Origin of the sequence: Candidatus Poriferisocius sp. (assembly GCF_965219775.1) — a bacterium.
Taxonomy (GTDB): domain Bacteria; phylum Actinomycetota; class Acidimicrobiia; order Acidimicrobiales; family Bin134; genus Poriferisocius.
This window is the reverse complement of record NZ_OZ244793.1, coordinates 435,690-457,111: the sequence shown is the minus strand read 5'-3', so window position 1 is coordinate 457,111 and position 21,422 is coordinate 435,690. Positions and strand designations below refer to the sequence as shown.

Below are 21,422 nucleotides of genomic sequence, written 5' to 3'. Positions count from 1 at the left end.
GTTTGAAGCTGATTGAAGGGGTCGAACCATGTGGCTGCTTTCCGCTCACACCGCCGGTGATGAACCATCCGGAATCGGATCCAAAACCCGACGCCGCCCCCGGGCGGTCCGGGGCCTGGCCCACGGGGCGGCCATCACCCTGTTGGCCACCCTTTTGGCCGTGACCGCGCCCACCCCGTTGGGCGCGCAGGATCCGCTGGTCGATTACGACAGCGACAACGACGGGCTGATCGAGATCGACAACTTGGCCCAGCTCAACGCCGTGCGCTGGGACCTCAATGCCGACGGCACCCCCGACAATTCCAGTCACACCGCCAGCTACGCCGCCGCCTATCCCAACGCGGCCGACGACATGGGGTGTCCGAGTGACGGCTGCGACGGCTACGAGCTGGATGCCGACCTCGACTTCGACAGCGACAGCGACGGTGACGTGGACGCCGCCGATCACTCCGGCGCCTACTGGAACGCGGGCCGGGGCTGGGATCCCATCCACCTCGACGGCTTCACGTACCGCCGGAAGTTCCAGGGCAACGGCCACACCATCTCCAACCTGTACATCGACGAGCCCGACGGCGGGGACGACTCCTTCGGCCTGTTCGGCGAGCTCGCCGCCAACGCCCTGGTGAGCGGGCTGGTACTGGCCGACGTGGACATCACCGTGGTGGGCGACAAGCCCGACGTGGGCGCCCTGGTGGGCACCTCCCGGGCGCCGGTCGTGCGTGTGGGGGTGACCGGCACGGTGACGGGCACCGGCGACCAGGGCACCACCGGCGGCATCATTGGTACCTACAAGGGATCGGGCGATCACTTCATAGAGAACTACTCCGCGGCCTCGGTGACCGGAAACAACGACGTGGGCGGCCTGGTGGGGCGGGCCAAGAACCTCGATGTCAGCCGCAGCTACTCCACCGGGCCGGTGGCCAACCTCAACAACGACGCGCCCGGCCACCGGGTGGGCGGCCTGATCGGCTACGCCGAGGCGTCCACCGTGGAGTACTCGTACTCCACGTCGCCGGTGACCGCGCCGTGGCAGCCCAGCACCGACGTGGGCGGGCTGATCGGATCGATGAACGGGGGCACCATCAGTGAGAGCTACGCCACCGGCACCATCAAGTACGCCACCTTCACCGACTTCCAGGGCAACCTCGGCGGGCTGGTGGGCGCGGCCACCAACAGCGCCGTGGTGGACGCCGACGTCTACTGGGACGGGGTGAGCACCGGCGCCTCTTCCAGTTCCGGGGGCGGCACGCTCAAGACCACCTCGCAGATGCAGTCCGACACCGAGGCCGTCGTGAAGGCCTCCGGCTACACCGGCATCTACAGCACGTGGACGGACTCGCTGTGGCACTTCGGCAACGAGATCGAGTATCCCGCCCTGGTGGTGGACTTCAACATCGACCAGAGCTCCACGTGGACCGAGTTCGGAACCCAGCGCGACACCAGCGCGCCGTCGGCGGCCAATCCCATCGCCGACCAGACCATCGGGGTGACCGGCAAGGTGGTGATCGACGTCGAGCCCACCGGTGCGGAGGTGTTCGACGTGGGCACCCAGGGTGCGTTGACGTACACGGTGTCCACGTCGAATGCGACGGTGGCCACGGCGGCGTTGGACTCGACGGGCAAGGTGGTGACCGTGACCGGGGTGGCCGTCGGCACGGCCGATGTGAGCGTGGTGGCCACCGACTACTACGGCGACACCGGTACCGAGACGTTTACCGTGACCGTGCTGACAGCCCTGGACTACGACGCCGACGACGACGGGCTGATCGAGGTGCGCAGCCTGGCCCAGTTGAACGCCCTGCGCTGGGATCTGGACGGCGACGGCACGGTGGCCGACGACGATCACGCCGGGTACGCCGCCGCCTTCCCCACCGCGGCGTCGCACATGGGGTGCAACGACGACGAGACCGCCACCGAGGATCAGGTGTGTGGGGGGTACGAGCTGACCGCCGACCTGGACTTCGACTCCGACGGTGACGGCGACGTGGACGCCGACGATCATGGCGGTGCGTGGTGGAACGCCGGGAAGGGCTGGGCCCCGATCGGCACCCGGTACCGGGCGGTGTTCGACGGTGGCGGTCGCACCATCGCCAACCTGTTCATCAGCGAATCCGCCGGTGGTGACGCCTCCTACGGCTTGTTCGCCCAGACGTCTTCGTCGGCCAGCTTGCGCAATCTGGTGCTGTCCGAAGTGAGCATCTCCGTGACCGGCAACAAGGCCGACGTGGGTGCGCTGGTGGGCACCTCGCGGTCGCCCATCAGCCGGGTCGGGGTGTCCGGCACCGTGGTGGGCAACGCCCCGTCGGGGACCACCGGCGGCGTGGCGGGCACGTTCAAGGATTCCCAGGTGGAGATGTCCAACAGCTACTCGGAAGCAGCGGTGACCGGCACCAACGACGTGGGCGGCCTCATCGGGCGGGCCCTGAACGCCAAGGTGACCCGTTCGTACGCCGAGTCGACGGTGACGGTGAACGCCCCGTCGGGGACGGCCCATCTCGGGGGCGGGCTGATCGGGTTGGCCGAGAACACCACCGTGGAGTTCGCCTACGCCAACGGGTCGGTCACCGGCCCCGGCGGCAGCGGCTCCAGCGTGGGCGGGCTGATCGGGCGCATGAGCGGCGGCACCGTGCACGAGGGGTACGCCGCCGGACCGGTGTCGTCGGCGGTCAGTGTGGGCGGCCTGGTGGGTACCGCCGAGAACTCGGCCGCAGTCGACACCGACGCCTACTGGGACGCCACCAGCACCGATGCGGCTACCAGTGCGGGCGGGGGCACCAGCCAGACCACCTCGGGGTTGCAGTCCGACAGCGAATCCGTCGTGAGCGGCGCCTCCTACACCGGGATTTACTCGACGTGGAGCAACGCGGACTGGCACTTCGGCAACAACAAGGAGTACCCGGCGTTGGTGGTGGACTTCGACGGCAACGAGAACGCCTCGTGGCAGGAGTTCGGGCCGCAGCGGTCCAACGACTACGACATCGACGACGACGGGCTGATCGAGGTGTCCACCCCGGCCCAGCTCAACGCCATGCGCTGGGACCCCACCGGGAAGGCCAGCCCCGGCGCGGCCAACAGCGCCAAGTACTACGACGCCTTCGTCGGCGGGCAGTACGACGCCATGGGCTGCCCCGACGCCGGCTGTTCGGGGTACGAGCTGGTGGACGACGTGGACTTGGACACCAACGGCAACTTCCTCGCCGATCCCGGTGACCTGTTCTGGAACGGCGGCGACGGCTGGGATCCCATCCACCACTTCCAGGCCCACGTGGAGGGCAACGACCACGCGGTGCTCAATCTGTACATCGACCGGGACGAGGACTTCGTGGGCCTGTTCGGCGAACTCGGCTACCACGCGGCGGTGAACCGGTTGCACCTGGAGAACGTGGACGTCACCGGCGGCGACTACAACGTCGGCGCCCTGGTCGGGCTGAGCTACGGCGAGGTGTCGCATTCCTCGTCCTCCGGCCAGGTGAGCGGCGGCGGCTGGGTCGGAGGTCTGATCGGCGAGACCACCGCCAAGGTGAGCTACAGCTACAGCACCGCGGATGTCACCTCGACCGGGCGGGTCGCCGGCGGTCTGATCGGCTACACCAACAGCGCCGTCACCCACAGCTACGCCACCGGCCACATCGCCGGTGCCCGCCGGGTGGGCGGCCTCGTCGGACAGAACGGTGGCGGGCTGATCTCCGACAGCTACGCCGCCGGGCGGGTGACCGGCAAGAACCGGGTCGGCGGCCTCGTCGGGGTCAACGCCAGCCACGGCATCCACCACAGTTACTCGACGGCCACCGTCATCGGCAACAAGAACACCGGCGGGCTGGTCGGCATTGCCGACTCCAGTTCCGACACCATCTACAGCTACTGGGACGAGACCATCACTGGTATCACCACCAGCGCGGGCGGCGAGGCCAAGACCACCGCGGCCCTCACCGCCCCCACCAGTCGCACCGGGATCTACGCCCACTGGGACGATGCCTGGGACTTCGGCGCCAACACCGAGTACCCGCTCCTCAAAGCCGACACCGACGGCGACGGCACCGCCACCGTCGAAGAATTCGGCGAGCAGCGCCCCGGCACCTGACCCCCATCCCCCACGCCCCACCGGGGGCGATCCGAGAATTGACCGGGCGTTCACCGGTTTCCCCGCGCGCGCCTGGCCACTGATGGTAGGGTGCGAATGCGTCAAGTCTGAGGGGGTCAGACTATGTGGCTGCTTACCGGTTCCTACGCCGTTGACCAACGGGCGAGGGTTCTCCTCTTGCCCCGTCGTCGCTCCTGGGGGGTGCGAAGCGTTGGGAGGGTGGCGGCCCTGGCCCTGTTGGCGGCCCTGCTCGGCGTTGTCGCGCCCGCACCGTTGAGCGCTCAGACGCTGCTCACCGACTACGACACCGACGACGACGGCCTGATCGAGATTGCCAATCTGGCCCAACTCGACGCCCTGCGTTGGGATCTGGACGGCGACGGCACGGTGGCGGCCGCCGACCAATCCGCTTACGCCGCCGCCTTCCCCAACGCGGCGCTGACCATGGGGTGTGCCTCGACGTCCGTGACCCCGGCGTGTACCGGGTACGAGCTGAACGCCGATTTGGACTTTGACTCCGACAACGACGGCGACGTGGACGCCGCCGACCACGGCGGTGCCTACTGGAACAACGGCGCGGGGTGGTCACCCATCGGCGGCGAGTACACCGCCGTCTTGGAGGGGAATGGTCGCACCATTGCCAACTTGTTCATCCATGCTGCCGCCACGGCGCCCCAGAAGGAGATCGGCTTGTTCGCCAAGGTCGGCGCAGGTGGCGAGGTACGCCATCTCGGTCTGCCGGACGCTTCGGTCACCGCGAACGGAGCCAAAGTGTCGGTGGGAGCGCTGGCCGGGCACAACCGCGGCACGCTGCGCGCCGTCTCCTCCTCGGGGTCGGTGCAGGTGGACAACCCGGCGTCTCCATCCGGCAACAAGGTGTACGTGGGTGGTCTGGTGGGGTATCAAACGACCCCTGACGCCGCCACCACCGCGCTGACCGTCGACAGCTACTCCACCGCGTCGGTGACCGCCCACGTTTCCCAGGGATCCGTCTCCGCGGGCGGCCTCATGGGCGCATTGCGGAAGGCCGACGTGAAACGCAGTTACGCCAGCGGCACGGTGACCGAGTCCAACTGCCAGTCCTGTCGGGTGGGGGGTCTCGTCGGCGACGTGTACTTCAACGCCAAGGTGGGCCAGTCGTACGCCGCCGGGTCGATTTCGGTCACCCAGAGCAGCCATGGGCACGTGGGGGGCCTGGTGGGGCTGCTGACCGTTTCGGACATCGACGAGTCGTTCGCCATCGGCGAGGTGTCGGTCTGGCCAACCGGTGATGTCGGGGGCCTGCTCGGGCTGAAGGCCGACAACACCAGTGTGGTGAGCGCAGACTCCTATTGGGATTCCACGTCGACCGGTCAGTCCACCAGCGACGGGGGTACGGCCAAGACCACCTCCGAGTTGCAGGCCGATACCAACGCCACCGTGGCCGGTACCGGGTACACCGGGATCTACCGCACCTGGACGACCGCCGACTGGGACTTCGGTACCTCGTGCGTGTACCCCGCTCTGGTGGCCGATTTCAACAATGACGGCACCGCCACGTGGGCCGAGTTCGGCCAGCAACGCGCCGACACGCACGTCCGCAAGAACCGGGACGTCGGCGGTCAAGAGGTGTCGCTGGGCAGCACCACGTCGGTGGCCCTGGAGGGCAGCAATCCGGTGTTCGGCTACTGCACGGGCGACAAGCCCTCCTATACCGCCACGTCTTCCGACACGTCGGTGGCCACCGTGGCGGTGAACAGCTCCACCGACACCCTCACCGTCACCGGGGTGGCCAAGGGCACCGCCACCATTCGGGTGACGGCCACCGACTCGCACGGGAACGCCACGTCGGTGGAGTTCCCGGTGGCTTCGGGTCATCGCTTCCCGACGGTGGCTAACGCGGTGGCCACGCTGAACCTGCCGCGGTACGGGCAGGGTTCGATCCCCCTGGAGACCACCGGCAGTGAGGTGTTCTCCGATCCCGAAGGCACCGCGCTCACCTACTCGGTGGCGACGATGCACGAGTCGTATCATTCGGCGAGCGTTGACGCGGCCACGGCGACCGTGAAGGTGGTGGCTCATGCTTCGGGTGATCGTCCGCTGGTGATCACCGCCACCGACGCCGACGGGGCCGGCGTGAGCACCACGGTGACCGTGTCGGTGAGCACCAACGCCGACTACGACGGCGACGACGACGGTCTGCTCGAAATCCACAACCTGGCGCAATTGAACGCGGTGCGCTGGGATCTCGACGGCAACGGCACCGCGGATCAATCCGGCGATGCTGCTTCGTACCGGGCGGCGTTTGTGAGTCCGATTTCCGCCATGGGGTGCCCGAGTGATGGTTGCGACGGCTACGAGCTGGTGGCCGATTTGGACTTCGACGGCGACGGTGACGGTGACGTGGACGCCGCCGATCACGGCGGGGCCTACTGGAACAGCGGCAAGGGCTGGGATCCGATCGGCGACGACACCGACTCCTTTGACGTGGCGTTCCGGGGCAACGGCCACACCGTCGCCAACCTGTACATCGACGAGCCCGAGGGGGGTGACGACTCGTTCGGTTTGTTCGAGCACATCGCCGTTGGTGGCTCGGTGAGCGGGTTGGTGCTGGCCGACGTGGACATTGCCGTGGTCGGCACCAAGCCCGACGTGGGGGCCCTGGCCGGCACCGCCCGGGCGTCGATCAACCGGGTGGGGGTGACCGGCACGGTGTCGGGCATCGGCAACCAGGGCACCACCGGCGGCATCGTGGGATCGCTGAGGGGGCTCTCGGTGACCCTGGTGGACAGTTACTCGGCCGCCGCGGTGACCGGGGGCAACGATGTCGGTGGTTTGGTGGGGCGGGCGACCAGCGTGACCGTGACCCGCGGCTATTCCGCCGGGCCGGTGTCCAACACCAACGCCGGTACGGGCGGGCACCGGGTGGGCGGTCTGGTGGGGTACGCCAACGGGGCAACCGTGGAGTACGGGTACGCCACCTCGTCGGTGGACGCGCCGTCGAATTCCTCGACCGATGTGGGGGGATTGGTCGGATTGTTGGATGGCGGCCGGGTTCGTGAGGGCTTCGCCGCCGGTGCGATCAAGTACGGCACCGACCAGAGTTTTGCCGGCGACCTCGGGGGGCTGGTGGGCGCGGTCACCGGCGGGGCCTCCGTGGACTCCGACGCCTACTGGGATTCGGTGGCCACCACCGCGTCGTCCAGTGCCGGGGGCGGCACGGCCAAGACCACCTCGCAGTTGCAGGCCGACACCGACACCGTCGTGAGGGGCTCCGGCTACACCGGCATCTACAGCACCTGGGGGGATTCCTCGTGGCACTTCGGCAACGAGATCGAGTACCCGGCGCTGGTGGCCGACTTCGACGGGGACGGCACGTCCACGTGGGGTGAGTTCGGGTCCCAGCGCGACACCAGTGCGCCCTCGGTGGTCACCCCGATCGCCGATCAGACCATCGGGGTGACCGGGAAGTACGTGGTGGGTGTGGAACCGGCCGGTGCGGCGGTGTTCGACGTGGGTGTCCAGGGTGCCTTGACCTACTCGGTGTCCTCCTCGGATTCGACGGTGGCCACGGCGGTGTTGGACTCGACGGGCAAGGTGGTGACCGTGACCGGGGTGGCCGCCGGGACGGCCGACGTGAGCGTGGTGGCCACCGACTTCTACGGCGACACCGGCACCGACACATTCCGGGTGACGGTGGTCACGCTCTTGGATTACGACGTCGACGACGACGGGTTGATCGAGGTGGGCAGCCTGGCCCAGTTGAACGCCCTGCGCTGGGATCTGGACGGCGACGGCGCGGTGGCCGACGCCGACTACCCGGCGTATGCCGCCGCCTTCCCCACCGCGGCGTCGCACATGGGGTGCAACGACGACGAGACCGCCACCGAGGATCAGGTGTGTGTCGGCTACGAGTTGACCGCCGATCTGGACTTCGACTCCGACGGTGACGGTGACGTGGATGCCGCCGATCATGGCGGTGCGTGGTGGAACTCGGGTAAGGGCTGGGCCCCGATCGGCACCCGGTACCGGGCCGTGTTCGACGGTGGTGGCCACACCATCGCCAACCTGTTCATCAGCGAATCCGCCGGCGGGGACGCCTCCTACGGCTTGTTCGCCCAGACGTCGGGGTCGGCGCGGCTGCGCAATGTGGTGTTGGCCGACGTGAGCATTTCCGTGACCGGCAACAAGGCCGACGTGGGTGCGTTGGTGGGCACCGGGCGTTCTCCGATCAGCCGGGTGGGGGTGACCGGGAGCGTGGTGGGCAACGCCCCGTCGGGGACCACCGGCGGCGTGGCGGGCACGTTCAAGGATGCCCAGGTGGAGATGTCCGAGAGCTACTCCCATGCCTCGGTGACCGGGACCAACGACGTGGGCGGTCTCATCGGGCGGGCCCTGAACGCCAAGGTGACCCGTTCGTACACGGAGCCGACGGTGACGGTGAACGCCCCGTCGGGGACGGCCCATCTCGGGGGCGGGCTGATCGGGCTGGCCGAGAACACCACGGTGGAGTTCGCTTACGCCAGTGGGTCGGTGACCGGCCCCGGTGGCAGCGGGTCCAGCGTGGGCGGGCTGATCGGGCGGATGAGCGGCGGAACGGTCCACGAGGGGTACGCCGCCGGACCGGTGTCGTCGGCGGCCAGTGTGGGCGGCTTGGTGGGCACCGCCGAGGACTCGGCCGTGGTGGACACCGACGCCTACTGGGACGCCACCACCACTGGTGCGGCTACCAGTGCGGGCGGGGGCACCAGCCAGACCACCTCGGGGTTGCAGTCCGACAGCGAGTCCGCCGTCGGGGCGGCTGCTTACACCGGGATTTACGCCACCTGGAGCGACCCGGACTGGCACTTCGGCAACGCCAAGGAGTACCCGGTGTTGGTGGTGGACTTCAACGGTGACGGCAACGCCTCGTGGTTGGAGTTCGGGTCGCCGCGGCGCAACGACTACGACATGGACGACGACGGCCTGATCGAGATCGTCACCCCGGCCCAGCTCAACGCCCTGCGTTGGGATCCCACCGGCAAGGCCAAGCCGGGCGCGGCCAACAGCGCCAAGTACTACGACGCCTTCGTGGGCGGGCAGTACGACGCCATGGGCTGTCCCGACGCCGGCTGTTCGGGGTACGAGCTGGTGGCCAACGTGGATTTGGACACCAACGGCAACGGTTTCGCCGACTCGGGCGATCTGTTCTGGAACGGCGGCGACGGCTGGGATCCCATCCACCACTTCCAGGCCCGGGTGGAGGGCAACGGGCACGCGGTGCTCAATTTGTACATCGACCGGGACGAGGACTTCGTGGGCCTGTTCGGTGAACTCGGCTACCACGCGGCGGTGAACCGGTTGCACTTGGAGAACGTGGACGTCACCGGCGGCGACTACAACGTCGGGGCCCTGGTGGGGCTGAGTTATGCCGAGGTGTCGCATTCCTCGTCCTCTGGCCAGGTGAGCGGCGGCGGCTGGGTCGGAGGTCTGATCGGCGAGACCACCGCCAAGGTGTCCTACAGCTACAGCACCGCCGATGTCACGTCCACCGGGCGGGTGGCCGGCGGCCTGATCGGCTACACCAACGACACCGTCACCCACAGCTTCGCTACCGGCCACATCGCCGGTGCCCGCCGCGTGGGCGGCCTCGTCGGACAGAACAACGGCGGGCTGATCGCCGACAGCTACGCCGCCGGCCGGGTGACCGGGCAGAACCGGGTGGGCGGCCTCGTCGGGGTCAACAACAGCTACGGGATCAGCCACAGCTACTCCCGGGCGACCGTGATCGGCAACAAGAACACCGGCGGGCTCGTCGGCATCGCCAATTCCAGTTCCGATGCCATCTACAGCTACTGGGACGAGACCGTCACCGGCCTCACCACCAGCGCGGGCGGCCAGGCCAAGACCACCGCGGAACTCACCGCCCCCACCGGTCGCAGCGGCATCTACGCCCACTGGGGCCACGCCTGGGACTTCGGCACCGACACCGAGTACCCGGCCCTCAAGGCCGACACCAACGGCGACGGCCAAGCCACCGTCGAAGAATTCGGCGAACAACGCCCCGACAACTAACCCCCATCCCCCACCCTCGTGTTCAGCGTCCCACACGCCTAGGATTTCGAGGGTGAGAAGCAGTTCGAACACCGCCGGCTCCATCTACTCGGTCGGCTACGAGGGCCGTTCGATCGACGAGTTCGTTGACGCTCTCGTGGCCAACGGCGTCGAGCTGGTGGTCGACGTGCGCCTGAACGCGATCTCTCGCAAGAAGGGCTTCTCCAAGACCGCCCTGACCACCGCTCTCGCCGACGCCTCGATCGGCTACCACCACGAGCGCAGCCTCGGGAACCCCAAGGACAATCGAGACGACTTCCGCAGCGGGCTTCCCGCGGCCCGAGCCCGCTACCAGCGCCACCTGCGCAACGGGGCTTCCGACTGCCTACGAGCAGTCACTGAGTTGGCTCGAAGGCACACAGTCGCCCTCCTCTGCTTTGAACACGATCACTCCACCTGCCACCGCTCCTGCATCACCGACCACATGCAGGAATCATGGCCACACCTCAACGTCCTCCGAATCTGAACCATGGAACCCTCAACCAAGCGGGTGATGATCCTCGTGAAGGCCGCACCGGTCTTGACCTCCCAGCTTGAGGAGTCCATGTGTGTTGCCGCCGTCACCCTTGGCCAGGATCCCGAGTGGATTCGGCTTCATCCCGTCCCCTTCCGAGATCTCGCCGACGACACTCGCTTCCGCAAGTACCAAGAGGTCACGGTCGATGTAGTCCGACCTCGCAGCGACCGACGCCCTGAGTCGTGGATTCCACTGGAGGGAACACTGATACCCGGAGAAACGATCGGAACCGATCACTCATGGTCCACACGTCGGCAGCGCTTGGCCGGTCTCCCCCGTCCGACGATGTGCGAGCTGGTAAAACTGAACCGCGCCGGGTCCGGCCCATCGACACCCTCACTCGCAGTGATCAAGACCCTAGAGCCGCCCGAGTTCGAGGTCACGATGCGCGACCCTGAACAGCTCGCCAAGTGGCGACATCGTGCCGATGCTATCGCAGCCTGGCCGAGCCTCTTTGACGATCCCGACACCAAGAAGCCTGACTTTGAGGTTGTACCGTGGCGCTTCCGGTACAAGTACCGATGCCTTGCGCCCGGTTGCAACAGCCATTCCCAGACCATCATCGACTGGGAAGCGGTTGCCCTCTGGAGAAACGTGCGACATCGGAACGACTGGCAGGAACAGATGCGTTACAAGTTCGTTGACAAGCTATGGGCCGTCGACCGTGAGACCGAACTGTTCGTCGGCAACCAAGAACAGCATCCACATTCGTTTCTGGTACTCGGCGTTTTCTGGCCTCCGAAGGCCTCCCTCCAACAGTCACTCCAGTAGCTGTAGGTGTTCCCTGTCAGCGGCCAGAGGGAAGCCGCAACGTCACGACCCAGAGCTCGGTGAGCCCTCCACGCCTCGGTTTGCGATTCAACTCGTCAATCCATCGCCAAGGTCTGTCTTTCGAGGCGATCATAAGCAGGCAAGACACTGAGCACGGCTCGGGCCGCCGCCTGGCGGGCAACAGCGATGGCCTTGTCATCAAGCGGTTTGCCTTCCTTCTCAGCCTTACGGGTTTCCTGATCGAGCAGGAGGAGAGCAACGCCAGCCCCCACTGCATAACGATCTCGGGCTCTGTAAACGCTGTCATCGGTGCTGAGTTCGGCAGCACGGGCATGAACATATGACTTGAGCCGAGTGTATGTCCGGTTGAGAACAATTGTGGGGATCTCCGAGTCCACTTCAGCTAGGTTGGAGTATTCGGGACATACTTTAGCCAATTCCCTTCCTACAACCATCTCAATTTCCCCAACCGTTGCGGCAGTCCAATTGTCCGTGCCAGGATCGGACTCGCTCTTCCAGATGAGCGCAACGAGCCCACCACTGTCGGTTCCAGACTTTCCCTTGTCCGAACCTGGACTCCGACCGGAGGATTTCGGCTCTCTTTCCTCGACGACCTCCACTTTGGTCGTCCATTCGAAAGAGGGTCCAAGGCCACCTGACGTCTTGACCCACGGAAGGATCTCGACCGATAGCTTGCAGATACCGAGATCAGCATTCTCCGGTACTGCGACGGACACACGCACGCGCCCTGATTGGAGTTCACCGACAGTGATTTCGGAAACCCCAATGTCAGGGTGATCGCAGACAACTTCGAGTTCAGCGCGCTTGCTGATAAATCCGTCGACAGCATTGAGTTGGAAATGTATGCTTTTGACCTTGCCGAGCTGAGCTTCAACCGATTCTGGACCCTCAAAGTGATTGGGATCATCGTAAAGGTCATCCGGTGGAAGTGGATTGGGGGACTTCGAGCGACTGCCACCCCCACCCCCAGAACCCTCGCCCCCAAAGGAGTAGCCCTTAGCCTTGACAGCCCGGGCGATCTGCTCGGCGACTTTGACGGTTGGGCGGTCACTATTGTCGCCAGAGACCGCTTCTAAGATGAGTGCATTGTTGGCATGCTGTAGTGCCACCCACTCATCAAGAAAGGCAGCAATCTCTTTCTCCAAGCGGATGGCAAAGGAACTGCGGATAAGTTGGGACCGGTCAGCCGTGAACAACTCTGTTCGGTCTTCAATGGGAAGAGCATCGCTTTCGACGACGACTAGGACCCGGTTGTAAAGTTTGTTGAGCTTGGTGTACTGCTTGAACTCTTGCGGGGTCCAGTGGGAGTGGACTTGGCCGTTGGAAGTGAGGAGCAGGGCGTGACCATGGGCAATGAAATTGCGCCGTTCACCTGGATCTCCTGGCTTCGCAAACAATCGGTAACTGATTGGGAGCCGGTAGGTAGTATCCTTATAGTTGAACGGCAGTGTGTCTTGGCCTTCCGTGCCACTGACTCCCGGGTTGCCCTCGAGACGCTGATGGAGGCCGCGGAGGGTCTCGTCCCGATTGCTACGAGTGATGTTGTTGCGATACTTGATGGGCAGCACCGGACGATAGAGGCGAGTATCGAAGATGGAAGCGAATGATCTCTCATCACTAGAAATGCGTCCGAGCCCTGCGGTGTCGTACGCAATGAGCGCCAAGTGGGTCCCCGCGTCGAAGTCCGGGAAGTCGCTGGCCAGCACCGAGAAAGGAGTCGCACGCACCCACTCTGCAGGAACATCCTCATTCCAGGGGTGGGTCACCAGGTAGAAGGCATTCTTGGTGGTGCGTTCCCGTTCCCACTGGACGACGGCAATGGTGATCTTGTCCACCTCCTCACTCTTGAGGAGATCGGGATGGCGGCGGGTGACGAGCACCACTGCCTTTGCGTTCCGGAGGGGTGTGGCACCACCGAGTCCGAATGTTCCTTGCTGCCAGTCGACGCCATCTTTGTGCCCGTCTCCGATGAGAAAGATTCCCCGAGGCACCTCTTCGTCGGTGATCCCACATCCCCGATCACGCATCACGAGCGTGATACGCTTCTTGTTCCTACCGGGCTCTGCCCTATCAATCGTGACGGTGGCAAATTCCGCCTGTTGTTTCGGACCGAGCCCGGCAAGCAAATTAGCCGCGGCAGCATGAGGGGTAGGGAACTTCGCTTCATCACGGCTACCAAGCTTCTGGAGGACAAGAAGCTCGAGGACAGCGTCTTGCATATTTGTCACCGTCTCGAGGACCTTGTGGTCGTAGCTTGAACCGCTGCCGGTCAGAAACCCCTGGTTGTTCCACCTGTCGCCGAGCGGCCGCTTATGGGTGGCTCCAATCGTGTCAGCGATCAGCTTCTGTACTGCCTCAGCTTCCTCGACAGTACGAGCCGCTAGGGCTTGCTCGACGATCATTTTGTTCATGCTTCTCATGACATGCCTCCTGTTGCATATTCGTGTCCAAACGGGGTCAGGTTGTATTGGCCTTTGAACTGCTTGGGTTCGACGAGACCCCACTCACGGGCGCGGGCGATGTAGCCCGCCGAGTTCGTGGAGACCTCGTTACTGGTCCATTGAGGCCACGACTCCGTGAAGTGGTCGAGGACATCTTGGCGGGAGGCCCCTTCGGGGCCGATGGAAGCCACAACCTGCCTGAAGCCCTTCTCGTCAGAGGGGGCATGGTCGGCGAGGTGTGCCAGGAACTTGGCCGCCACTGGCTTGGGATGGGGATGCTCGACAGGGAGTCCAGTCACTGACTGGAGAACATCCCACCCAAGCTGGGTCACCCCGATGAGCGGCCCGGACTCTCCTCCTTCCACAAGCCCAGCGAGCCGCCATTCGAAGAGCGGCCCGCTTGTACGCCAGATGTCGTCGGTGAACCGGAAATCCCCGATGGCGAAGGAGCGGAACCGTGTCTCGGCGGACTTTCGCTTGTCCATGTTGGTGGGGAACAGAGCGGTGCACTTGATTCCGAGGTGCTTCTCGACGGCGACAAGCAGTGTCCCAAACCTCCACGCCTCGCGCAGAGCCTCGTCGTAGAAGGCCTCGGCTGGCATAGGGTCCTTCTCCGTGAGACTTGCAAGTTGTGCAAGAGCCCACAGCGACGGGTAGTCGCGGTTGTGCAGGCCAAAGAGAGGCAGTCCCTCCGGGCAGCTCAAGTCCGACTTGCAGTCGACTGTGGCACCCGATGAAGGAGCTTCGAGGGCAGTCTCGGACAATTTGACCATCTCCCCAGGCGCCGGAGCTGCCTCGTGCAGCCCGCGGGCCATGTCATCGGCGGTAGGCAGGAGGCCTTGTGGGGCCCCGGCGTCCTCCACCACATCGAACGAGAGTTCAAGTATCCGCTCCTGGATGGCATCGACGATGAACTCGGCGCGGGTCGTGTACCCGCCGAGGCCCTCCATGATGACTGCGTCCATTTCCCTGATCAGAGGGATGGGAATGGGAATGCGCATGATGCGCTGCTCCTTCGGACTCATCGGCTCACCTCCTAATAAGGGTACCTTAGCAGCCCTCAAGCCATTTGGCACTGAATAAGTGTAGCATAACACACCGACAAAACACATTACTCTTATCTAATGAGATCTTATCCCCGCCTCAGCCCGACATCTCAGGCCGGCGGCCCGCCGTCGGCGACAAGGCCTGTCGCCACTGTGGTATCATGGTATCTCGGTGCAGGACTCGCGTAGTGTGGGTCAATATCTCATCAAGCCCCAGGAGAACACTCATGACTGATGCCCAAAGAGCAATGACCTTGCGATTGCCAGCCGAACAAGCCGAGGCTCTCGAGTTCCTCGCCGAGGTTGACGGAGTCAGCGTGTCACAGGCCATCCGCGACGCAGTCGAGAGCCACATCGAGGCACGACGCGCCGACCATGACTTTCAGGAGCGACTCGCCGCGTCAGTGGAACGTCACAAGAGAATCCTCGATCGGCTGGCTGGCCACCAAGCGTGACCTACCTCAGGCTCGATGACATGGCCACAATCCCTGGGGGGCGTCAGCGAAATCCAGCCAGAGCTATCCCAATCGTAACCCGCTCTCCACAAGGGTCAGCCAGAGATGACTCGCTGTAAGGCGCTCTCGTTGATTCCAAATGAAGTGACCACGCTGGTACAACCTGAAATCAAGGGACTTCGCTGGAGGTGGTCATGGCCGACATTGTAATCCGAGATGTTCCCATCGAGGTTCTCGCTGTGATCGACGCCAAGGCAAGGCGGGTCGGGCTCTCCCGTTCCGAGTATCTCCGCCGGGTACTGAAGCGCGAAAGTCTCATTGGCATCTACCCGGTCAGCCTCGAACGACTCAGGCAGTTTGCTCAGCTCACTCAGGACCTGGATGACCCCGAGGTCATGTCCGATGCCTGGTCTTGACCACTTTGTGACGCGTGGTTTGCCATAGTATTCCTGAAATTTGCAAATGTTCCGGTAAATCAGGGGGGTAGTTGTCACCCTGGTTGGTACAATGAAAGGTATGGAGTTCAGCTCTACTACAAGTACATCTGAAGGGACTTCTGCCAAGGCTACTGCCTACGGAGTTAGCCCCACGTGTGATGCCACCAGGGAAATGGTGGCCGATTTCGAGTTGAAGGACTACTCGAAGTTGGGTACGTCGGATGTGATCAAGTTGGCTTTGCAGGCCGACACGGTCCGCCGCAAGGTGGAAGGGTACCTGGCCGGGCTGTTGGGCCGTTTGGGTGAATTGGAGGGCGAGGACGCCATGGTGGCGGTGTGCCAACAGTTCGGCCTCAAGGCTCGCAAGGCCCGCCGTCAAGCCAAGGTGGCGTCGGGACTGCGAGCCCTACCTGATGTGTTGGGGGCGGTTGAAGGCGGGTACATCACGATGGACCATGCCGAGATGATCACCGCCTCCCACGCCCGAGCACCCCTTGGCGACGGGGAACAACTGGACCTAGTGATCGAGGCCATGCGCCAGGACTGCGACCAGTTCAAGCGCACCTTGGCCACCCGGGAGGACCAACGGGCCTCGGTCGACGGGTTGTCCCGCACCGAACGCCAACGAGCCCGGCGCACCGCCAGCGTGTTCGACGGGGACGACGACATGGTCATCCTGCACGCCGAACTCGACGCCATCGCCGGTCAACGCGTCAAGACAGCTCTTTCGGCCATGAACACCCGCCTCCTGCACTATGACACCAAGGCCGGCGAAGAACGCACCTACCACCAACGCAACGCCGATGCCCTTGTGGCTCTGATGACCCAACAGCCCGCAGGCCAGGCTGGCGAAACGGATGGGTCAGCCAACGGATTGTCCCTGCCACCGGGTGCCGACGAATCAGACTCCGGCCCTGCCGGCCGACCCGCAGGTGGAGCCGATTGCGGGCCGGCCCCGCAGAAGACGGTGCTGGTGGTGACTGCCGAGTACGACCCCATCTACGGGGTGCTCCAGGATGCCGAACTGATCGACGGGACCCCCATCAAAATCGAAGAACTCCGCCGCCTGGCCTGTGACGCCGACATCATCCCGGCCATCTTCGGCTCAGACGGCCAGCCCCTCTATCTGGGTCGCACCCAACGAGCCCCGAACCAAGCCCAACGGATGGCGTTGTTCGCGAGGGACCAGGCCTGCGTCGACTGCGGCCTGGCTGCCCAGGCGTGCGACATCCACCACATCCTCCCCTGGGAACAAGGTGGACCCACCAACATCGACAACCTCGTCCTGCTATGCCCGAAGTGTCACCGCCGAGCCCACCGCGACGACCACCAACACAAGCGACGCCGCCACCGACCCCAACAACCAGCCTGACCCCCCATCCTCCGGCTCACTGCCAGTCCAAGTGCACCGAGGCTGCCGACTCTTGCCTAATGGCACCCGCACTGGAGAGCGACTACTGGTAATCGATGGGCCCGGGGTGCATCGGCTCCGTTTCACGGGCTAAACGCCACTGCCCGCTGCCGATCTCAACGGTATCCGGTTCGGCCCTGGCCGCGGGCGCCAGCCGGACTGCAACCCACGATCCCTTTGGTGGTATTGATAGTCCCAGTACCTGGGCGATGCGAGGGTGGTTGCCTTGGTGGCCGAGGATAACGATTCCCTCAGGCTGAAGTAGTTTGCGAGCGTCTCTCACCCGCTTGGGTCCGTCATCTTGCCGCGCCACGGTCAGGACAACCTCGCGGCGAACAAGGCGGTCTTGGACGAGGCGGAAGAGCTGATTGACACGCTCTTGCCCACTCAGTTCCTCGTCAAGGATCGCCGATCGAGTCTCCTTGCCCAGGTTCAGGAGCAGATTTTCGGGAAGCTGACCATTCCTTTCGAGCCAATGCATGGCCTTAAGGCCAAGAGCGTTTAGCCGCCTCTTCCGGTCTTGGTTGCCCTTGCTTCCCAGGTGGAGGTCGTCGGCCCGGATGATGCCGACGGAGAAGATCGATCTCTCATCATCGGCGGTCATGCAGAGACACAGCTCTCCGACCGCTTCCCTCGGGATCATCCAGGCACCTGACGTCATCGACCATTTGGCGTCTACTTCTTCCCCTGCGACGAGGTAATCCATACGGTGACCGCGCTGTAAGCCGAATTCGGCCTGGACGAGGATCTCGACCTTGGTCCCGATGTACGTTTTCTCCACCTTCGAGAGTTGCTTGAGCGAGTAGCGACCGGTGCGTTGGCCGTCAAACACCTCGTCGAAGCTCTGGCGTATGGCTCCAGCGAATCGCTGCACCATGTTGGGCTGGTCGCGGAACCAGTCAACGGCCCGAATGAGAGCAGCGTCGCCAGTCACTGTCCGAGCTAGTGGGCGAAGGCGTGGTGGTAGACGTGGTGGGCGATGGCGACGCCCAGGAGCGGGGGTACGGCGTTGCCGATTTGGCGGGCGATGTCGATCTTGGTGCCCTCGAACACGTACCAGTCGGGGAACGACTGCAGCCGGGCCGCTTCCCGGTGCGAGATCACCCGATCCTCGACCGGATGGAGATACCGGCCTTTCTCCGGCTTGAAGAACTCGGTGCGGATCGTGGCCGACGGTCGATCCCACCAGAGACGCCCCATCACGTCGGTCGTCCCGGTCGGCTTGGTCGCCCAGCACGCCGGGGTGATGTCGGGCCGCCTCTCCATCAGGTCGAAACGATTGCCGCCCGGCGGGATGGCCCGGTACCGCTCCAGGGACTTCCGGGTCGGGCGCCGACCGAAGTGCAGGTGCTGCCCGCCGCCATCATCGAAGTAGGGGTCGAAGCCCGTCGTAGCCGCGGGCAGATCACCGATGGCTTCCTCGACGGTCCGATACGGCCGCTTGCCTGGCGACTCCGGGCCTCGCAGTGGCGGCGGAGGCCACGGGAGTTCACCTTCGTGGCCCCGAATCGCTATCAGGATGCCGCGCAATCGCGTCTGGGGCACCCCGTAGTCGGCCGCGTTGAGCACCCCGTAGGCGGGGGTGTACGCCGAAAGCTCCGAGTCGGCCTCCAACAGGCGCAATAGCTCAGCGAACTGCGTAGAGCGATGAAACTCGCGCACATTCTCGATCACGAACGCCTTCGGACGGATCGTCCGGACCGCATCCAAGAAGTGCTTCCACAACCCGTTGAGCTGCGCCCGACTCACGTCGTCGCGATCCCGGCCCAACGGGCTGAACCCCTGGCACGGAGGCCCACCGATGATCACATCAGCCTGCGGATACTCCGGCCCCTCCTCGATGTCACCGGCGAACACCTCACACCCGAAATTTCGCTCGAACGTGGCCGCCGCCGCCGGATCATGCTCCACCCCGAACACCGGCAGAAAGCCCACCTCAGCCAAATGAAAGCCAAGACTCAATCCCCCCGCCCCCGCAAACAAGTCAATCGTCGTGATCGCCTCGCCTGTCTTCGCCGCCTCGGGCTTCGTCATCTCAATGTCACCAATTTGGGGCACTGCTATCCCTCCACTCGATCGCCAAGGACTGCCTGCAGAAGCGGCAGGAGGAATCGTATGAAGGAGGAGTGACAGTTGCGGAGGGGGCACTGGTGCCAACCCCCCACCCGTCCATCAAGGCCGACCTGAGGGGAAGGGATACCTGGAACGGTAACGAGGTCCACCAAGTCGCGACCCTAGACGGTGCTGGCTCCCCCTACGCGGATCCCCCCTGGAATCAAGAACCAGGCCGAGGGGTGCCGCCTGTGCCCCCTTGTTGCTGCAACTCGCTGATCACGGTCTCCGCCAACCGGTCCAGCACCGTCCCTGGCATCCCCGGATCAAAGGGCAGATAGACGGTGTGCTCCATGAGGTGGCGGGCGCCCAAGGGTGGTGGCCCATCGTCGAGATCGTCGTGCTCAACCACGGCAAACGCTCTTCCCAATGTGGCGTGGAACCCAGCCGACTCCAGTCGATGTACCAACGCCTGCGGCTCCGGAGCCAGAACCGGGACCAGCCAGAACGAGTGTGTCTCGGCCTGCGAGGTCGGAACGCTGACCTCATCCAGAGCCGCCATCAGCCGCCGGCCCGGCGCGATGCGGCGGTCCACCGGCTCGTCGCCTTCGTCGAGACGCCGACCGAGGGTTCGCACCAGCGGGGCCGATGGGCGGCGGCGGATGCGTGTCAACAAGTCCGGGCCCGGGAACCCGCGAGTCAGCCGCTGCAGGACGGCGTCGTGACCGGGACCAACGGCATCAAGCACACGCTTCACCGCCCCGAACGTCCGCGGGGATCCGAGGGCGTTCAGGAGACCGATCTTGGCCAGCCTCCGGAGTTGATCGACTCGACGCTGTACCGGTAGCGCCGCGGCGAGGCGCCGCATCTCCGATCGGACTTCCGGGTCACGGACCCGTGCCAGACCTCCACCGGCGGCGGTGGCGGTCTTGATCGGTCCGAAGCTGAACAGCGCCAGGTCGCTGTCGGGGTGCCCTCGCCACCGGGGACCGGCGTAGGCCTCGGCGCAATCCTCCACGAAGAGGGCACCGTTCGCATGAGCCGCTTCTCTCAACCCGTCGGTGTGGCCACGGGCGCCGAACAGATGGGCATACACCACCGCTCGGGTTCGCCCATCCATCATCCGGGCAAGAGCGTCGGCATCGGCCTCACCGGTGAGCGGGTCGATGTCGAGCGCGGTCACGTGAAGACCATGGGCCCGGGCGATGAACGGCATGTCGGCCACGGTCAAGGCCGAGAACACGATGCGGTCTCCGGGCTTCCAGTGCTGGGCCTGCAGCCACAGGTCGAACAGGGACCGCACCGAAAGCCCGACGACACCGGCCCCATCGTCACCCCAACGGCGCTCGATGGAAGCTCCGCCCCCTGGCAGCGGTGGTTGGACGCAGGCCAGTACCGCCCGGAGCCACGCCCTGGGCGGCATGTCAATTCGCTTGTTGGCCCAATGCACCATCACACCTCCCCCAGCTCCGACCTACCGGGCCTCCGGCCCAGGGGCCAAAGCCTCGCCGCCGTCCAGTTTGGTCTCTCCGCTGAGGGCGGCGGTCACGCGGTCGGTGGCCGATTGAGGGTCTTCGTGCTCCCAGATGCGGACCACCGTCCACCCGGCGTCGCCCAGGGCCTGGTTGGTGTCGGCGTCCCGCTCGACGTTGCGGGCCAACTTCTCCTCCCACCACTCCTGGTTGGCGGTGGGTGTGCTGGCGTGATCGGGGCAACCGTGCCAGAAGCAACCGTCCACGAACACGGCCACTTTGCGACGGGTGAACACGATGTCGGCCCGCCGGCGCAGCCCCGGAATCGGCGAGAAATCCACCCGGTACCGCAGACCAGCCGCATGCAGGCGGCGGCGTATGGCCATCTCGGGAGCGGTGTCGCGACTGGCCTGACGGCTCATCCTCCGACTCACCGCCGGACTGGACGCACGGGGGCGACCCACCCATCCACCATGGCACCCCAAACACGGACACCGCCATCCAAGTTTGAGGACCTCGGCGGAGCCTGGAGCCTGCGCCCACTTCCGGGCTCCTGGCGTCCAGCTCGGTGGCTTCAGCGACTGTCCCATAGCAGGCGTTGCGAGCCGCGCCCTCGTGGGTGACATCTGTCGGATTGCATTCGTGG

Annotated in this window: 13 protein-coding genes; 7 read left to right on the top strand and 6 right to left on the bottom strand. The window is 65.0% G+C overall.

Features of this window, described 5'->3' with window-relative positions; translation table 11 throughout:
* Positions 1–28 precede the first annotated feature (28 nt).
* The 4 genes from ACOQPQ_RS02100 to ACOQPQ_RS02085 all read left to right on the top strand — a co-directional run bounded on the left by ACOQPQ_RS02100 (position 29) and on the right by ACOQPQ_RS02085 (position 11,441).
* Positions 29–4,081 carry a GLUG motif-containing protein gene (locus ACOQPQ_RS02100; RefSeq protein ID WP_420637789.1) on the top strand — a complete coding sequence of 1,351 codons (4,053 nt, stop codon included), beginning with the start codon at positions 29–31 and terminating at the stop codon, positions 4,079–4,081.
* 219 nt (positions 4,082–4,300) lie between these two features.
* Positions 4,301–10,114, top strand: coding sequence for a beta strand repeat-containing protein (locus ACOQPQ_RS02095; protein WP_420637788.1), 5,814 nt, complete (start codon positions 4,301–4,303; stop codon positions 10,112–10,114).
* Positions 10,115–10,166: 52 nt separating this feature from the next.
* A complete protein-coding gene (locus ACOQPQ_RS02090; RefSeq protein ID WP_420637787.1) occupies positions 10,167–10,619 on the top strand; it encodes a DUF488 family protein in 453 nt (150 codons plus the stop codon).
* A 3-nt stretch (positions 10,620–10,622) separates the two neighbouring features.
* Positions 10,623–11,441: a hypothetical protein gene (locus tag ACOQPQ_RS02085; protein ID WP_420637786.1), complete on the top strand. Its 819-nt coding sequence runs from the start codon at positions 10,623–10,625 to the stop codon at positions 11,439–11,441.
* Positions 11,442–11,536: 95 nt separating this feature from the next.
* On the opposite strand, the gene ACOQPQ_RS02080 is transcribed toward ACOQPQ_RS02085, so the two are convergent.
* Together ACOQPQ_RS02080 and ACOQPQ_RS02075 are read right to left on the bottom strand one after the other, a co-directional pair.
* A complete protein-coding gene (locus ACOQPQ_RS02080; RefSeq protein WP_420637785.1) occupies positions 11,537–13,882 on the bottom strand; it encodes a hypothetical protein in 2,346 nt (781 codons plus the stop codon).
* Positions 13,879–14,928: a ribbon-helix-helix domain-containing protein gene (locus ACOQPQ_RS02075; RefSeq protein ID WP_420637784.1), complete on the bottom strand. Its 1,050-nt coding sequence runs from the start codon at positions 14,926–14,928 to the stop codon at positions 13,879–13,881. Before ACOQPQ_RS02075 ends, ACOQPQ_RS02080 begins: the two co-directional genes overlap by 4 nt.
* 248 nt (positions 14,929–15,176) lie before the next feature.
* On the opposite strand from ACOQPQ_RS02075, the gene ACOQPQ_RS02070 reads away from it, so the two are divergent.
* The 3 genes from ACOQPQ_RS02070 (at position 15,177) to ACOQPQ_RS02060 (ending at position 17,213) form a co-directional block, all read left to right on the top strand.
* Positions 15,177–15,404, top strand: a complete 228-nt coding sequence (locus ACOQPQ_RS02070) for a ribbon-helix-helix protein, CopG family (protein ID WP_420637783.1) — start codon at positions 15,177–15,179, stop codon at positions 15,402–15,404.
* Positions 15,405–15,598: 194 nt separating this feature from the next.
* A complete protein-coding gene (locus ACOQPQ_RS02065; RefSeq protein WP_420637782.1) occupies positions 15,599–15,820 on the top strand; it encodes an antitoxin in 222 nt (73 codons plus the stop codon).
* A 196-nt stretch (positions 15,821–16,016) separates the two neighbouring features.
* Complete coding sequence (locus ACOQPQ_RS02060; RefSeq protein WP_420637781.1) at positions 16,017–17,213, top strand: DUF222 domain-containing protein; 1,197 nt, start codon at positions 16,017–16,019, stop codon at positions 17,211–17,213.
* 82 nt (positions 17,214–17,295) lie between these two features.
* Here the strand turns inward: ACOQPQ_RS02060 and ACOQPQ_RS02055 are convergent, their stop codons facing one another.
* From ACOQPQ_RS02055 to ACOQPQ_RS02040, 4 genes are all read right to left on the bottom strand, one after another.
* The gene (locus ACOQPQ_RS02055) at positions 17,296–18,129 is read right to left on the bottom strand and encodes a NaeI family type II restriction endonuclease (RefSeq protein WP_420637780.1); all 834 of its coding nucleotides are present in this window, start codon (positions 18,127–18,129) and stop codon (positions 17,296–17,298) included.
* Between the two features lie 65 nt (positions 18,130–18,194).
* A complete protein-coding gene (locus tag ACOQPQ_RS02050; RefSeq protein WP_420637779.1) occupies positions 18,195–19,286 on the bottom strand; it encodes a DNA cytosine methyltransferase in 1,092 nt (363 codons plus the stop codon).
* A 241-nt stretch (positions 19,287–19,527) separates the two neighbouring features.
* Complete coding sequence (locus ACOQPQ_RS02045; RefSeq protein ID WP_420637778.1) at positions 19,528–20,727, bottom strand: DegT/DnrJ/EryC1/StrS family aminotransferase; 1,200 nt, start codon at positions 20,725–20,727, stop codon at positions 19,528–19,530.
* A gap of 51 nt (positions 20,728–20,778) precedes the next feature.
* Complete coding sequence (locus tag ACOQPQ_RS02040; protein WP_420637777.1) at positions 20,779–21,198, bottom strand: very short patch repair endonuclease; 420 nt, start codon at positions 21,196–21,198, stop codon at positions 20,779–20,781.
* Positions 21,199–21,422 lie beyond the last annotated feature (224 nt).

What these genes read in the sequence shown, in the direction of transcription:
- ACOQPQ_RS02080 (WP_420637785.1), bottom strand. Translation starts at nt 13,882, where the DNA reads ATGAGAAGCATGAACAAAATGATCGTCGAGCAAGCCCTAGCGGCTCGT.
- ACOQPQ_RS02070 (WP_420637783.1), top strand. Translation starts at nt 15,177, where the DNA reads ATGACTGATGCCCAAAGAGCAATGACCTTGCGATTGCCAGCCGAACAA.
- ACOQPQ_RS02050 (WP_420637779.1), bottom strand. Translation starts at nt 19,286, where the DNA reads ATGACGAAGCCCGAGGCGGCGAAGACAGGCGAGGCGATCACGACGATT.
- ACOQPQ_RS02085 (WP_420637786.1), top strand. Translation starts at nt 10,623, where the DNA reads ATGGAACCCTCAACCAAGCGGGTGATGATCCTCGTGAAGGCCGCACCG.
- ACOQPQ_RS02100 (WP_420637789.1), top strand. Translation starts at nt 29, where the DNA reads ATGTGGCTGCTTTCCGCTCACACCGCCGGTGATGAACCATCCGGAATC.
- ACOQPQ_RS02040 (WP_420637777.1), bottom strand. Translation starts at nt 21,198, where the DNA reads ATGAGCCGTCAGGCCAGTCGCGACACCGCTCCCGAGATGGCCATACGC.
- ACOQPQ_RS02045 (WP_420637778.1), bottom strand. Translation starts at nt 20,727, where the DNA reads ATGCCGCCCAGGGCGTGGCTCCGGGCGGTACTGGCCTGCGTCCAACCA.
- ACOQPQ_RS02055 (WP_420637780.1), bottom strand. Translation starts at nt 18,129, where the DNA reads ATGGTGCAGCGATTCGCTGGAGCCATACGCCAGAGCTTCGACGAGGTG.
- ACOQPQ_RS02075 (WP_420637784.1), bottom strand. Translation starts at nt 14,928, where the DNA reads ATGAGTCCGAAGGAGCAGCGCATCATGCGCATTCCCATTCCCATCCCT.
- ACOQPQ_RS02065 (WP_420637782.1), top strand. Translation starts at nt 15,599, where the DNA reads ATGGCCGACATTGTAATCCGAGATGTTCCCATCGAGGTTCTCGCTGTG.